Source organism: Streptomyces hydrogenans (genome assembly GCF_014656075.1).
Taxonomy (GTDB): Bacteria; Actinomycetota; Actinomycetes; order Streptomycetales; family Streptomycetaceae; genus Streptomyces; species Streptomyces hydrogenans.
In genome coordinates, this window is the sequence record NZ_BNBS01000019.1 from 73,382 (window position 1) to 87,620 (window position 14,239).

11 protein-coding genes are annotated in these 14,239 nt (G+C 71.6%); all 11 read right to left on the minus strand.

What is annotated here, in order from left to right:
- Position 1: 1 nt before the first annotated feature.
- A complete protein-coding gene (gene pgi / locus IE321_RS11175) occupies positions 2-1,666 on the minus strand; it encodes a glucose-6-phosphate isomerase (RefSeq protein ID WP_372470228.1) in 1,665 nt (554 codons plus the stop codon).
- A gap of 154 nt (positions 1,667-1,820) precedes the next feature.
- On the minus strand, positions 1,821-2,156 hold the full coding sequence (locus IE321_RS11180; protein WP_003957010.1) for an RNA polymerase-binding protein RbpA: 336 nt from the start codon (positions 2,154-2,156) through the stop codon (positions 1,821-1,823).
- Between the two features lie 77 nt (positions 2,157-2,233).
- A complete protein-coding gene (gene secG, locus IE321_RS11185; protein ID WP_017238647.1) occupies positions 2,234-2,464 on the minus strand; it encodes a preprotein translocase subunit SecG in 231 nt (76 codons plus the stop codon).
- Between the two features lie 106 nt (positions 2,465-2,570).
- The gene (gene tpiA / locus IE321_RS11190) at positions 2,571-3,347 is read right to left on the minus strand and encodes a triose-phosphate isomerase (RefSeq protein WP_043219371.1); all 777 of its coding nucleotides are present in this window, start codon (positions 3,345-3,347) and stop codon (positions 2,571-2,573) included.
- A gap of 7 nt (positions 3,348-3,354) precedes the next feature.
- Positions 3,355-4,566: a phosphoglycerate kinase gene (locus IE321_RS11195; protein WP_043219369.1), complete on the minus strand. Its 1,212-nt coding sequence runs from the start codon at positions 4,564-4,566 to the stop codon at positions 3,355-3,357.
- 116 nt (positions 4,567-4,682) lie between these two features.
- Positions 4,683-5,693, minus strand: coding sequence for a type I glyceraldehyde-3-phosphate dehydrogenase (gene gap, locus IE321_RS11200; protein ID WP_043219368.1), 1,011 nt, complete (start codon positions 5,691-5,693; stop codon positions 4,683-4,685).
- A gap of 223 nt (positions 5,694-5,916) precedes the next feature.
- Positions 5,917-8,871 (minus strand): M14 family metallopeptidase, encoded by a 2,955-nt coding sequence (locus tag IE321_RS11205; RefSeq protein ID WP_190222681.1) that lies wholly within the window; start codon positions 8,869-8,871, stop codon positions 5,917-5,919.
- A 222-nt stretch (positions 8,872-9,093) separates the two neighbouring features.
- Positions 9,094-10,083, minus strand: coding sequence for a DNA-binding protein WhiA (gene whiA, locus IE321_RS11210; protein ID WP_043219364.1), 990 nt, complete (start codon positions 10,081-10,083; stop codon positions 9,094-9,096).
- Positions 10,074-11,114 carry a gluconeogenesis factor YvcK family protein gene (locus IE321_RS11215; protein ID WP_043219362.1) on the minus strand — a complete coding sequence of 347 codons (1,041 nt, stop codon included), beginning with the start codon at positions 11,112-11,114 and terminating at the stop codon, positions 10,074-10,076. Before IE321_RS11215 ends, whiA begins: the two co-directional genes overlap by 10 nt.
- Positions 11,111-12,091 carry an RNase adapter RapZ gene (rapZ, locus tag IE321_RS11220; protein WP_079021787.1) on the minus strand — a complete coding sequence of 327 codons (981 nt, stop codon included), beginning with the start codon at positions 12,089-12,091 and terminating at the stop codon, positions 11,111-11,113. The genes IE321_RS11215 and rapZ overlap by 4 nt, the downstream gene beginning before the upstream one ends.
- Positions 12,088-14,070, minus strand: coding sequence for an excinuclease ABC subunit UvrC (uvrC, locus tag IE321_RS11225; RefSeq protein WP_190222682.1), 1,983 nt, complete (start codon positions 14,068-14,070; stop codon positions 12,088-12,090). The genes rapZ and uvrC overlap by 4 nt, the downstream gene beginning before the upstream one ends.
- Positions 14,071-14,239 lie beyond the last annotated feature (169 nt).

Genomic DNA, 14,239 nt, shown 5'->3' on the forward strand with positions numbered 1-14,239 from the left:
GTCAGCTCCTGCCGCGCAGGGCGCGGTAGGCGGCGACGAGGGCCGCGGTGGAGCCGTCGAGGCCGTCGGTGTCGCCGTCACCGGTCAGGGCGGGCTCGATCCGCTTGGCGAGGACCTTGCCCAGCTCGACGCCCCACTGGTCGAAGGAGTCGATGTTCCAGACCGCGCCCTGGACGAAGACCTTGTGCTCGTAGAGCGCCACCAGCTGGCCGAGCACCGAGGGGGTGAGGGCGTCGGCGAGGAGGGTGGTGGTGGGGTGGTTGCCCTGGAAGGTCTTGTGCGGGACGAGCTCCTCCGGCACGCCCTCGGCCCGTACCTCCTCGGGCGTCTTGCCGAAGGCGAGGGCCTGGGTCTGCGCGAAGAAGTTGGCCATCAGCAGGTCGTGCTGGGGGACCAGGCCGGGCAGCAGGTCGTCGACGGGCCGGGCGAAGCCGATGAAGTCGGCGGGGATGAGCTTGGTGCCCTGGTGGATCAACTGGTAGTAGGCGTGCTGCCCGTTGGTGCCGGGGGTGCCCCAGACGACCGGGCCGGTCTGCCAGTCGACCGGCTCGCCCTGGCGGTCCACGGACTTGCCGTTGGACTCCATGTCGAGCTGCTGGAGGTAGGCGGTGAACTTGGACAGGTAGTGGGAGTACGGCAGGACGGCGTGCGACTGGGCGTCGAAGAAGCCGCCGTACCAGACGCCGAGGAGGCCGAGGAGGAGCGGCGCGTTCTCCTCGGGCGGGGCGGTGCGGAAGTGCTCGTCGACGAGGTGGAAGCCGTCGAGCATGGCGCGGAAGTGGTCCGGCCCGATGGCGATCATCAGGGACAGGCCGATGGCGGAGTCGTACGAGTAGCGGCCGCCGACCCAGTCCCAGAACTCGAACATGTTCGCCGTGTCGATGCCGAACTCCTCGACCCGCTCGGCGTTGGTCGACAGCGCCACGAAGTGCTTCGCGACGGCCTCCTGGCCGGCCCCGAGACCGCTGAGCAGCCAGTCGCGGGCGGAGGTGGCGTTGGTGACCGTCTCGATGGTGGTGAAGGTCTTCGAGGCGACGATGAAGAGGGTCTCGGCCGGGTCGAGGTCGCGGACGGCCTCGTGGAGGTCGGCGCCGTCGACGTTGGAGACGAAACGGAACGTCAGGTCCCGCTGGGTGTAGGCGCGCAGCGCCTCGTAGGCCATGGCGGGGCCGAGGTCGGAGCCGCCGATGCCGATGTTGACGATGTTCCTGATCGGCCTGCCGGTGTGGCCGGTCCAGGCACCGGAGCGGACCTGGTCGGCGAAGCCGGCCATCTTGTCGAGGACGGCGTGGACCTCGGGGACGACGTTCTCGCCGTCGACCTCGATCACGGCCCCGCGGGGGGCGCGCAGCGCGGTGTGGAGGACGGCCCGGTCCTCGGTGGTGTTGATCTTCTCGCCGCGGAACATGGCGTCGCGCAGTCCGGCGACGTCGGTGGCGGCGGCCAGCTCGCGCAGCAGCTCCAGCGTCTCGTCGGTGACGAGCTGCTTGGAGTAGTCCAGGTGGAGGTCGCCGACCCGCAGGGTGTAGCGGGTGCCTCGCTCCGGGTCGGCCGCGAACAGCTCGCGCAGATGGGTGCCGCCCAGCTGCTCCCGGTGCTTGCCGAGGGCCGCCCACTCCGGCAGCCGGTTGAGCCTGATGCGTCCTTCAGTGGTCATTTCGGACATCGCCCACTTCTTCTCTCACGTTTCTGCCCCGCTGCTCCTCCAACCTAATTGATCGCGCGGGGCGATCCGCGCCATCGGACCCGGACACGACGAAGGGCCCTGTGCGCGAAGCTGGTTCGCGTACGGGGCCCTTCGGCTGCTGTTCGTCCGGTGTTCAGATCTCGCCCCGGAGCTTGGCGAGCGCTTCGGCGAGGATGGCCTCGCCGTCGGCGTCGCTGCGGCGCTCCCGCACGTAGGCGAGGTGCGTCTTGTACGGCTCGGTGCGCGGGGGGTCCGGTGGGTTGTCCCGGTCCTGACCGGCCGGGAAGCCGCAGCGCGGGCAGTCCCAGGTGTCCGGGACCTGCGCGTCGCTCGCGAAACTCGGCTGGGTCTCGTGCCCGTTCGAGCACCAGAAGGAGATGCGGAGGCGCGGCGCCGACTCGCCCCGCTCGGCCTCCCCCATCGGCCCCGCTCCGACCCGGCTTCCCCGGATCGCGTTGCCACTTGCCACGGTCGTAACTCCCTGCGTGATGGTGCTCGAAGATGCCCCAGTCTACGGAAGGCCCAACGCGCGTCCAGTGTGCGGAGTTACCCGTCCAGCTTCATGAGCAGACCAAGCACCACAATGCAGGCGAACCAGAGCAGTCCGACCACGACCGTGATCCGGTCGAGGTTGCGCTCGGCGACCGAGGAGCCGCCGACGGAGGACTGCATGCCGCCACCGAACATGTCGGAGAGGCCGCCGCCCTTCCCCTTGTGCATCAGCACCAGCAGCATCAGCAGGCCGCTGAAGACGATCAGGGCGATCGAGAACCCCATAACCACGGCGGGACCAACTTCCTCGGAGCTTGGAAAAGGGACGGGGGCCGGGCACCTGCCCGACCCCCGCAAGGGTACGACGGATCGCCTCCGCCGCTCTACATCGTCACTGGTCGCGGAAACGGACGATCTTGACGAACTCGTCCGCGTCCAGCGAGGCACCGCCGACCAGGGCGCCGTCGATGTCGGGCTGCGCCATGATCTCGGCGACGTTGCCGCCCTTGACGGAGCCGCCGTACTGGATGCGGATCTTGTCGGCGACGTCCTGCGAGTACAGCTCCGCGAGCTTGCCGCGGATCGCCCCGCAGACCTCCTGGGCGTCGCCGGCGCCGCAGACCTTGCCGGTGCCGATGGCCCACACGGGCTCGTAGGCGACCACGATCGTCTCGGCCTGCTCGGCCGGGACGTCCTTGAGGCCGCCCTCGACCTGGGCGAGGGTGTGCGCGACGGCGTTGCCGGCCTCGCGCACGTCCAGCTCCTCGCCGACGCAGAGGATCGGCGTGATGCCGTGGGCGAAGGCGGCCTTCACCTTGGCGTTGCACAGCTCGTCGGACTCGGCGTGGTACTGCCGGCGCTCGGAGTGGCCGACCGCGACGAAGGCGGTGTTCAGCTTGGCGAGCATGGCGCCGGAGATCTCGCCGGTGTACGCGCCGGACTCGTGGGCCGACAGGTCCTGGGCGCCGTACTTGATCTTCAGCTTGTCGCCGTCGATCAGGGTCTGCACCGAGCGGAGGTCGGTGAAGGGGACGAGGACGGCGACGTCGACGGCGTCGTAGTCCTTGTCGGTGAGGGTGAAGGCGAGCTTCTGGACGTGGGCGATGGCCTCCAGGTGGTTGAGGTTCATCTTCCAGTTGCCCGCCATCAGCGGGGTGCGGGTGGTCATGGGAAGGTCAGTCCTCCAGTGCGACGAGGCCGGGGAGCTGCTTGCCCTCGAGGTATTCGAGGGAGGCGCCGCCACCGGTCGAGATGTGGCCGAAAGCGTTCTCGTCGAAGCCCAGGATCCGGACGGCGGCGGCGGAGTCGCCACCGCCGACCACGGAGAAGGCCGGCGAGTCGACGAGCGCCTGGGCGACGGCCCGGGTGCCCTCGGCGTAGTCGGGGTGCTCGAAGACGCCCATCGGCCCGTTCCAGAAGACGGTGGCCGCGTCGGCGAGCTTCGAGGCGTAGAGCTTGCGGGTCTCCGGACCGATGTCCAGGCCCTCCTGGTCGGCCGGGATGGCGTCCGCGGCGACCGTGGTGGGGTGGGCCGGGGCCTTGGTCTTGAGGTCCGGGAACTCGGTCGAGATCAGGACGTCGACGGGGAGGACGAACTCCACGCCCTTGTCCGCGGCCCGCGCGAGGTACTCCTTGACGGCCGGGATCTGGTCCTCCTGGAGGAGGGAGATGCCGACCTCGTGGCCCTGCGCCTTGAGGAAGGTGTAGGCCATGCCGCCGCCGACGAGGATGCGGTCGGCCTTCTCCAGGAGGTGGTCGATCACGCCGAGCTTGTCGGAGACCTTGGCGCCGCCGAGGACGACCGCGTACGGCCGCCGGACGTCCTCGGTCAGCTTCTTCAGGACGCCGACCTCGGTGGTGATGAGGTAGCCGGCGGCGTGCGGGAGCTTGCCCGGGAGGTCGTAGACCGAGGCGTGCTTGCGGTGCACGGCGCCGAAGCCGTCGCCGACGTAGACGTCGGCGAGGGCGGCCAGCTGTCCGGCGAAGGCGTCGCGCTCGGCGTCGTCCTTCGAGGTCTCGCCGGCGTTGAAGCGCAGGTTCTCGATGACGGCCACCCGGCCGTCGGCCAGGCCCGCGACGGTCGCCCGGGCGGACTCGCCGACGGTGTCGGTGGCGAAGGCCACCTCGGTGCCGAGCAGTTCGCCGAGGCGCGCGGCGGCCGGGGCGAGGGAGAACGCCGGGTCCGGGGCGCCCTTGGGGCGGCCCAGGTGGGAGGCGACCACGACACGGGCGCCGGCGTCGGCGAGCGCCTTGACCGTGGGGACGACGGCGCGGATGCGGCCGTCGTCGGTGATGGTGGTGCCGTCGAGCGGCACGTTGAGATCGGCGCGGACGAACACCCGCTTGCCCTCGACGCCCTCGCCGAGAAGCTCGTCGATCGTCTTCATCTGTTACTGACTCCTTGGTACGCGGTGGAGCACACGAGACAGGGCCCGCGCAGCGCTTCGTCGCGCTGCCCGAGCCCTGCTCACATCGAAAGCCTGCCCTGCTGAACCCTAGTACCTCAGAGCTGGTCGCCGACGAAGGTGGTCAGGTCGACGAGACGGTTGGAGTATCCCCACTCGTTGTCGTACCAGCCGAGGATCTTGACCGAGTTGCCGTCCTGGACCATGGTCAGGGAGGAGTCGAAGGTGCACGACGCCGGGTCGCTGACGATGTCCGAGGAGACGATCGGGTCCTCGGTGTAGAAGAGGATGCCCTTGAGCGGGCCGTCCTCGGCCGCCTTCTTGAACGCGGCGTTGACCTCGTCCTTGGTGACCTCGCGGTCCAGGGTGACGACCAGGTCGGTGGCGGAGCCGGTGGGGACCGGGACGCGCATGGCGATGCCGTCCAGCTTGCCCTTGAGCTGCGGGAGGACCAGGGCGGTGGCCTTCGCGGCACCGGTCGTGGTCGGGATGATGTTCTCCGCGGCGGCGCGGGCGCGGCGCAGGTCCTTGTGCGGGAAGTCCAGGATGCGCTGGTCGTTGGTGTACGCGTGGACCGTCGTCATGAGGCCGCGGACGATGCCGAAGTTCTCGTCGAGGACCTTGGCCATCGGGGCGACACAGTTGGTGGTGCACGACGCGTTGGAGATGACGTCGTGGTTCGCCGGGTCGTACTTGTCCTGGTTGACGCCCATCACGATGGTGATGTCCTCGTCCTTGGCCGGAGCCGAGATGAGGACCTTCTTGGCACCGCCGGCGAGGTGCTTGGCGGCGTCCTCGCGCTTGGTGAAGATGCCGGTGGACTCGATGACGATGTCGACGCCGAGCTCGCCCCACGGGATGTCGGAGGGGTTGCGCTCGGACAGCACCTTGATGGTGTGTCCGTCGACGGTGATGGTGTCGGCGGTGTGGGAGACCTCAGCCTTGAGGCGGCCCAGGATGGTGTCGTACTTCAACAGGTGGGCCGTGGTCGCGGTGTCGCCCAGGTCGTTGACGGCCACGACCTCGATGTCGGCACCTTGCTCAAGAAGCGCGCGGAAGTAGTTGCGACCGATACGGCCAAAGCCGTTGATGCCTACGCGGATCGTCACGAACCGATCTCCTCGTATGAGAACGCCGGGTGAAATGTCACACCGGCGAGATCTTGATTTTTTTGGGATGTCCCCGACCGCTTACGACCCTACCTCTCCGGGCGCCCCCGGGTGACATCGAGCGCAGCCGTTCGAGCCCGGAAAGTGACCGGAAAACGGCCGACGGCCCGTACCTACCAACGGGTACGGGCCGTCTTGGGACCTTTGTCCCCACTACTCTCCGTCAGCGGCGGAGCGCGGTGAGGGCGCGGTCGAGGAGCCGCTGCCGCTCGGCGTCCGAGCCGACGTGCTCCAGGCCGAAGCCGAGGAGGACGGTGTCACGGGTGGTGACGGCGGCGACGGAGTGGAACAGGGCCGGCGCGCGGGCCCAGTCGGCGTCGTTGCCGGGGCTGCCGGCCGGGGCGCCGGGCACGGTCCAGGCGCCCAGCGAGCTCTCGAAGCCCTCGCGTTCGGTGCCGGCCGCGGTGACCAGCCGGACGTCGTCGACGAAGGCGCCGGTCTCGCCGGTGCCGGGGTCGGAGACGTACGAGAGGGAGAGCTCGACCCGCTTGCCCGCGTAGGCGGCGAGGTCGACGGAGGCCTGCCGCCAGCCGTTGGAGGGGCCGGTGAAGGCGTTCCAGGCGCCGGTGGTGCCGGTCGGCGCGCAACCGTTCTCGCCGAGGGTGAGGTAGTGGCCGAGGGCGGGGTGGAGCCTCAGGTAGTAGCCCTCGCCGCAGTCGGCGGGCGGTTCGGCCGAGGTGCCGCCGTTGCGGTCGGGCAGGGTCGTCCAGTCGTCCTGGCCGACGGTGCGGGCCTCGACGACGAGGTTGTCGTAGCCGGGCTCGGTGTCGTAGCTGACCTGGAAGTCGAGCCGGGGCGCGTCGGCGGCGGTGGTGCCGGTGAGGTCGACGGTCCTGGAGAGCCGGGCCCAGGTGTCGTCGGCGTGCCGGACGGCGGCGAAGGAGCTGCCCTCGGCCGGTTCGAAGGGGGTGCGCAGCCCGGGGTAGTCGCCGGCCGGGGCGCTGGAAGCGAACTGGGGGAACTTCTCCGGGTCGAGGGTGTCGGAGGTGACGGTGTAGGCGCCGGCGTTGTCGAGCGGGTTGCCGGCGGCGGCGCCGAGCCCGGTGGGCGGACCGGCGAGGCGGCCGGCGCCGGCGAAGGAGGCCGGGCCGTTCAGCCCGGCCCGGTGATAGGCGCCGAGCCAGTACTGGGCGAAGTCGTTGGACTCGGCCCGGCCGATCCGGGTGAGTCCGCCGGTCTTCTCGCCCGCGTTGAGCAGCTTGCCGCCCTCGTTGAGGTAGGAGCGGACGGCGAGCTGGACGGCCCCGGAGGGGCGCTCCGCGCCGGTGTACCAGACGACGGCGCCGAAGTGGGAGAGGGTGCCGAGGGCGTGCGGGACGCCCTGGGTGGCGACGTCCCAGACGGCCGCCTTCCGGCCGGTCGCGGCGAGCGCCCGCACGTAGGCGGCGGCGTTCGGGGCGGCGCCCGTACCGCCCTCCTCGGCGAGGACGAGGACGTCCCCGCGGGCGCGCTCGGCCACCCGGTAGGTGAAGGGGGCGGTGGCGGTGGACCTGCCGTCGCGGCCCCGGGCGGTGAACCAGACCTCGACGGAGTCGCCGGGCCGGGCGCCCCTGACCTCGCCGCGGTACTGGTCGTAGTACAGGTTGTCCTCGCCGCCGTAGGTCTCGCCGCCGTCCCACGCCTCGACTCCGGCGCGGTGGGTGCGGCCGCCGTTGATCCGGTAGTGGAGGGTCTTGGCGCGCAGCGACTTCCGGGCGGTGACGGCGACCGGCTGCTCCTCGCCGGCGGCGGCGTAGGAGGTGGAGAAGGTGTCGGGGGTGAGGGCCGGGGCCGGGGCGCCGACCGGGGAGACCGGGTCGTCCGGGCGGGCGGCGGACTCGGCGACGGCGAGCGCGAAGGGGATGTTCTTGGCGAACTCGGCCTGGATCAGCTTCTCGTCGTCGGGGAAGGTGAAGACGGAGGCGCAGTCGGCGACCTCCCAGGCGTCGTTCGGGTCGACCCGGGAGGCGGTGGCGCAGGTGGACATCTCCGGGGTGAACATCTGCATGCCGTTGACGTTGGCGGCGTGTCCGTCGGCCTCGCCGTTGGTGATGTACAGCTCGGAGGAGACCTGCGGCCGGTAGCCGGGGACCGCGGACTTCTCGGGGGTGCCGGCGAGCGCCTTGAGCGCGACGTCGTCGGGGGTGTCGGTGGCGACCTGCCAGCCCACGCCGTAGAGCAGCAGCTGGGCGGCGGAGTGGTAGTTGACGCCGTAGGAGAAGCCGATGCGCTTCTGGAAGGCGTCCAGGGCCCGGGTCTCCGGCTCGGACATGGGGCCCTTGCCGCGGAAGGTCTCGTCGGCCGGGTCGGGGGAGGAACCCTCGTCGTCGTAGCCCCACTTGTAGGCGAAGTTGCGGTTGAGGTCGACGCCGTCGCCGGCCCCGACGACGCCGTCGCCGTCGTTGTCGCGGAGGTTCTTGCGCCACTGGCGGTTGGCGGGGTCGGCGTGGGTGAAGTCGTACCCGTCGGGGTTGGCCGAGAGCACGAACCACAGCTCGCTGGAGTCGACGATCCGGGTGATCCGCTCGTCGGTGCCGTAGTTGTCGAGGTAGTGGTGGAGCAGCCGCCTGGTCATCTCCGGGGTGATCCACTCGCGGGCGTGCTGGTTGGAGACGTACAGGGTGGCGGGCTTGCTGCCGTCCCTGGTCTTCCGGGCGTCCTTGCCGACCTTGACGGCGAGGATGTCCTGGCCCTTGAGGGTCTTGCCGAGGGAGACGACCTTGGTGAGGCCGGGGTGGCCGGCGGCGGTGGAGAGGATCTCCTCCTTGAGGCCGCCGGGGCCGCCGTACGGGCGGAAGACGCCGTCGCCGGCGGCGGCCGAGCGCTTCGCGGCGGCCGGGCCCGGGTCGTGCGCGGCGATCGTGACGCCCTGGCCCCGCAGCGCGCCGGCCTGCGCCTCGGTCAGGTAGAGCTCGACGGTGGCGGTGCCGTCCTCGGGCACCCGCTCGGTCAGTTCGTGACCGTCGGCCCCGGCGTCGAGGAGGAGCGGCACCTGCTCCTCGGTGACCGTGGCCCGCCATACGGAGAGGGTGTCGCCGCCCTCCGGGTCCGCCGGCCGCGCCCCGGCGGCGGGTGCCGCCGCGAGCCCGGCGATCAGCAGTGAAGCCGCGGCGATGACCGCCCGCGCCCTTCGTCTCATGAGCCCCCCTTGGTGTGATCCGTCACGAGGAAGAACGGTTGCCAGGCTCATGGGCGCTCATGGGACTGTCAAGGGCGCCTCGCCGCAACGACCCTTGCCCGTAAGGAGGTTGTCGATCGCTCAGAAACGTTTCCGCGCTGCGGAGTTCGAGCTTCCTCCCGGCATACGGGAACGGCCCCCGCCCCGGGAGGGGGCGGGGGCCGCGCGGAGCGGGTGCCGGGCTCAGCCGACCAGGCTCTCGTCCAGCTCCTCCGTCAGGTTCGACTCGGTGCCGGGGACGCCCAGGTCCTGCGCCCGCTTGTCGGCCATGGCGAGCAGCCGGCGGATCCGGCCGGCCACCGCGTCCTTGGTGAGCGGCGGGTCGGCGAGCGCGCCCAGCTCCTCCAGGGACGCCTGCTTGTGCTCCATGCGCAGCCGGCCGGCCGCCGCGAGGTGCTCGGGCACCTCGTCCGCCAGGATCTCCAGGGCGCGCTGCACCCGGGCCCCGGCGGCGACGGCCGCGCGGGCCGAGCGGCGCAGGTTGGCGTCGTCGAAGTTGGCCAGCCGGTTGGCGGTGGCGCGGACCTCGCGGCGCATCCGCCGCTCCTCCCAGGCCAGCACCGACTCGTGCGCGCCGAGCCGGGTCAGCAGGGCGCCGATGGCGTCGCCGTCGCGGACCACGACCCGGTCCACCCCCCGGACCTCGCGGGCCTTGGCCGCGATGGAGAGCCGGCGGGCGGCGCCGACCAGGGCGAGCGCGGCCTCCGGACCGGGGCAGGTGACCTCCAGGGAGGAGGAGCGGCCGGGCTCGGTCAGCGAGCCGTGGGCGAGGAAGGCACCCCGCCAGGCCGCCTCGGCGTCACAGGTGGCGCCGGACACCACCTGCGGCGGGAGGCCCCGGATGGGGCGGCCCCGGCCGTCGACCAGACCCGTCTGGCGGGCCAGCTGGTCGCCGCCCGCCACCACGCGCACCACGAAGCGGGAGCCGCGCCGCAGCCCGCCGGGGGCCATCACGATCAGTTCCGAGCTGTGCCCGAAGATCTCCAGGATGTCCCGCTTGAGCCGCCGGGCCGCCATCGCCGTGTCGAGTTCCGCCTCGATCACGATGCGCCCGCTCACCAGGTGCAGACCGCCCGCGAACCGCAGGATCGACGAGACCTCCGACTTCCTGCAGCAGGTCCGGGTGACGGGAAGCCGGGAGATCTCGTCCTTCACCGCTGCCGTCATCGCCATGGGCCGATCCTTCCATGCATCCGAAAAATACGGTCGTACGCGGCGGCCAAGCGCTCCGGGTCATGCTTCGGAGAGCCGTCGGCACGGGCCACCGGCGCCAGCTCGAGCGCGGCGCCGAGCCGCTTGGCGGCGTCGACGAGGGGTTCCCTGGCTGACACGTCGGGCACGGCGGCCTCGTCGGCCAGCACCACGTCCAGGGCGAGTTTAGGGGCGTGTCGTCCCAAAACCTCCAAATGACGCTGCGGGGAGAAGCCCTCTGTTTCTCCGGGCTGGGGCGCGAGGTTCAGCGAGAGCACCTTGCGGGCCTTCGTCTCGACCAGCGCGTCGAGCAGTTCGGGCACCAGCAGGTGCGGGATCACCGAGGAGAACCAGGAGCCGGGACCGAGGACGACCCAGTCCGCGTCGAGGACCGCCGCGACGGCCTCCGGCACGGCCGGCGGGTCGTTCGGCACCAGGTGGACGGACTGCACCTCGCCCGGGGTGAGCGCCACGGTGGCCTGCCCGCACACGGTGTCCACGTCGTCCGGGCGCTCCGGGTCGTGCCCCCTGACCAGGGCCTGGAGCTCCAGCGGCACCGCGGACATGGGCAGCACCCGGCCCTGGGCGCCGAGCAGCCGGCCGACCAGGTCGAGGGCCTGCACGGGGTCGCCGCCCAGCTGCTCCCAGAGGGCGACGATCAGCAGGTTGCCGACGGCGTGGCCGCCCATCTCGCCCTTGGACCGGAACCGGTGCTGGATGACCCGTGCCCAGGTCTGGCCCCAGTCGTCGTCGCCGCAGAGCGCGGCGAGCGCCTTGCGGAGGTCGCCCGGGGGCAGCACGCCCAGCTCCTCGCGGAGCCGGCCGCTGGAGCCCCCGTCGTCGGCGACGGTGACGACGGCCGTCAGGTCGCCGGTGATCCGCCGCAGGGCGGCGAGGGAGGCGGAGAGGCCCATGCCGCCGCCGAGGGCGACGACCTTCGGCTGGGCGCCGCGCCTGCGGAGCGTCCGCCGCACCGAGAGGGTGGAGGAGGAGCGCCGACGGTACGGCTTCACTCGCGCCCCATGTCGCGGTGGACGACCACCGTCTCCACGCCCTCGGCGGCGATGCGGGCGGCGAGCTTCTCGGCGGTGGCGACGGAGCGGTGCTTGCCGCCGGTGCAGCCGACGGCGATGGTCACGTACCGCTTGCCCTCGCGGCGGTAGCCGGCGGCGATCAGCTGGAGCAGCTCGGTGTAGCGGTCCAGGAACTCCTTGGCGCCGGGCTGGTTGTAGACGTAGTTCGCCACCTCCTCGTTGAGGCCGGTGTACGGGCGCAGCTCGGGGACCCAGTGCGGGTTGGGCAGGAAGCGCATGTCGACGACGAGGTCGGCGTCGACCGGCAGGCCGTACTTGAAGCCGAAGGACATGACGGTGGCCCGCAGCTCGGGCTCCTCGTCGCCGGCGAACTGGGCGTCCATCTTGGCGCGCAGTTCGTGGACGTTGAGGCTGGAGGTGTCGATGACCAGGTCGGCGTCGCCGCGCAGCTCGCGCAGCAGGTCGCGCTCGGCGGCGATGCCGTCGACGATGCGGCCGTCGCCCTGGAGGGGGTGGGGGCGGCGGACCGACTCGAAGCGGCGGACCAGGGCCTCGTCGGAGGACTCCAGGAAGACGATCCGGCGGGTGACCTGCTTGGCGTCGAGGTCGGCGAGGGACTCCCGCAGGGCGTCGAAGAACTGCCGGCCGCGGACGTCGACGACGACCGCGATCCGGGCGACGTTGCCCTGGGAGCGGGCGCCGAGCTCCACCATGGTGGGGATCAGCGCGGGCGGCAGGTTGTCGACGACGAACCAGCCCAGGTCCTCCAGACACTTCGCCGCGGTGGAACGGCCGGCTCCGGACATGCCGGAGATGATCACCAGCTCGGGGATGGCCGCCTCGGCGCCGTTGTCGCCCGCGGTCTCCTTCGTGCCCGTACTCACGTGTCCTGCTCCGTCTTCTCGGTGGTGCCCGTCGTGCGTGTGGTGCCCGTCGCCGGGGTGGCGGTCGGTCATGCGGTGGTGCCCCCGTCGTCTTCCATGATCTCTCCTGTGGCCGTGTTCACGGCGGGTGCGGCGGGGGCCGCCCGGGCCAGGGCCACGGCGACCGCCTCCGCGGTCTTCCGGCCGAAGCCGGGGACCTCACAGATCTGCTCGATTGTCGCCTGCTTCAGCCGCTTGACCGAGCCGAAATGCTTGATCAGGGCCTGTTTGCGCGTGTCGCCGAGGCCGGGGACGGCGTCCAGCGGGCTGCTCCGGAGCCGTTTGGTCCGCTTGGACCGCTGGTAGCGGATGGCGAAATCGTGAGCCGTGTCACGGACCCGCTGGAGCAGGTAGAGGCCCTCGCTGGAGCGGGGCAGCACGACCGGGTCGTCCTCGCCGGGCAGCCAGACCTCCTCCAGGCGCTTGGCGAGGCCGCAGACGGCGACGTCGTCGATGCCGAGCTCGTCCAGGGCCCGGCGGGCGGCGGCGACCTGCGGCTGCCCGCCGTCGACGACGACGAGCTGCGGCGGGTAGGCGAAGCGCTTGGGGCGGCCGTCGTCACCGGCCTCGTCCACGGGGACCTCGCCGTCCTCGCCCCACTCCCCCGTCTTCTCCTTCTCGGCGAGGTAGCGCCGGAAGCGGCGGCCGATCACCTCGTGCATGGAGCGGACGTCGTCCTGGCCCTCGAAGCTCTTGATCTGGAAGCGGCGGTACTCGCTCTTGCGGGGCAGACCGTCCTCGAAGACGACCATGGAGGCGACGACGTCCTCGCCCTGGAGGTGGGAGATGTCGAAGCACTCGATGCGCAGCGGCGCCGACTCCAGGTCCAGGGCCTCGGCGATCTCCTCCAGGGCCCGGGAGCGGGTGGTGAGGTCGCTGGCGCGCTTGGTCTTGTGCAGCACGAGGGCCTGCTGGGCGTTGCGGGCGACGGTCGCCATCAGGTCCTTCTTGTCTCCGCGCTGCGGGATCCGCAGGGAGACCTGGGAGCCGCGGCGGCCGGTGAGCCACTCGGTGACGGCTCCGGCGTCGTCCGGCAGGGCCGGGACCAGGACCTCCTTGGGGACGGCCTCGCCGCTCTCCTCTCCGTACAGCTGCTGGAGGGCGTGCTCGACGAGCCCGGCGGTGTCGACGGCCTCGACCTTGTCGGTGACCCAGCCGCGCTGGCCACGGACGCGTCCGCCGCGGACGTGGAAGATCTGGACGGCGGCCTCCAGCTCGTCCTCGGCGAGGGCGATGAGGTCGGCGTCGGTGGCGTCGGCGAGGACGACGGCGCTCTTCTCCATGGCGCGCCGCAGCGCCTCTATGTCGTCGCGGAGCCGGGCGGCCTTCTCGTACTCCATGTCCTCGGCCGCCACCGTCATCAGCTTCTCCAGACGGCGGATGTACGTGCCGGTGCGGCCGGCCATGAAGTCGCAGAAATCCTCGGCCAGTTCGCGGTGCTCCTGCGGGGTGACCCGGCCGACGCAGGGGGCCGAGCACTTGCCGATGTAGCCGAGCAGGCAGGGCCGGCCGGCGGAGGCGGCGTTGCGGAACACGCCCGCCGAGCAGGTGCGGACCGGGAAGACCCGCAGCATCAGGTCGACGGTCTCGCGGATCGCCCACGCGTGCGCGTACGGCCCGAAGTAGCGCACGCCCTTCTTCTTCTGGCCACGCATGACCTGGACGCGCGGGAACTCCTCGTTCAGCGTGACCGCGAGGTAGGGGTAGCTCTTGTCGTCCCGGTACTTCACGTTGAACCGGGGGTCGTACTCCTTGATCCAGGAGTACTCCAGCTGGAGCGCCTCGACCTCGGTCGAGACGACCGTCCACTCCACGGAGGCGGCCGTGGTCACCATGGTGGCGGTCCGCGGGTGCAGGCTCGCGAGCGGCTGGAAGTAGTTCGCCAGCCGCTGCTTCAGCGACTTCGCCTTCCCGACGTAGATCACCCGCCGGTGCTCGTCCCGGAACTTGTAGACGCCCGGCGTGTCGGGAATCTGCCCCGGCGCGGGGCGGTAGCTGGTGGGGTCGGCCATGCGCCCACCCTACTGGCGCCGACCGACACGGCGGGCGGGCACGCGGCCCCCGGGGGCGGGGTCCCGGCGGCTCCGGAGGAGGTGCCGGTACGGCTCCGGGGGCGGCCGTTCCCGGAGCCGTACGGGCGGGGTGCGCGGCGTACGCCGGTGGCCCGGGCCGCCTCGTGGG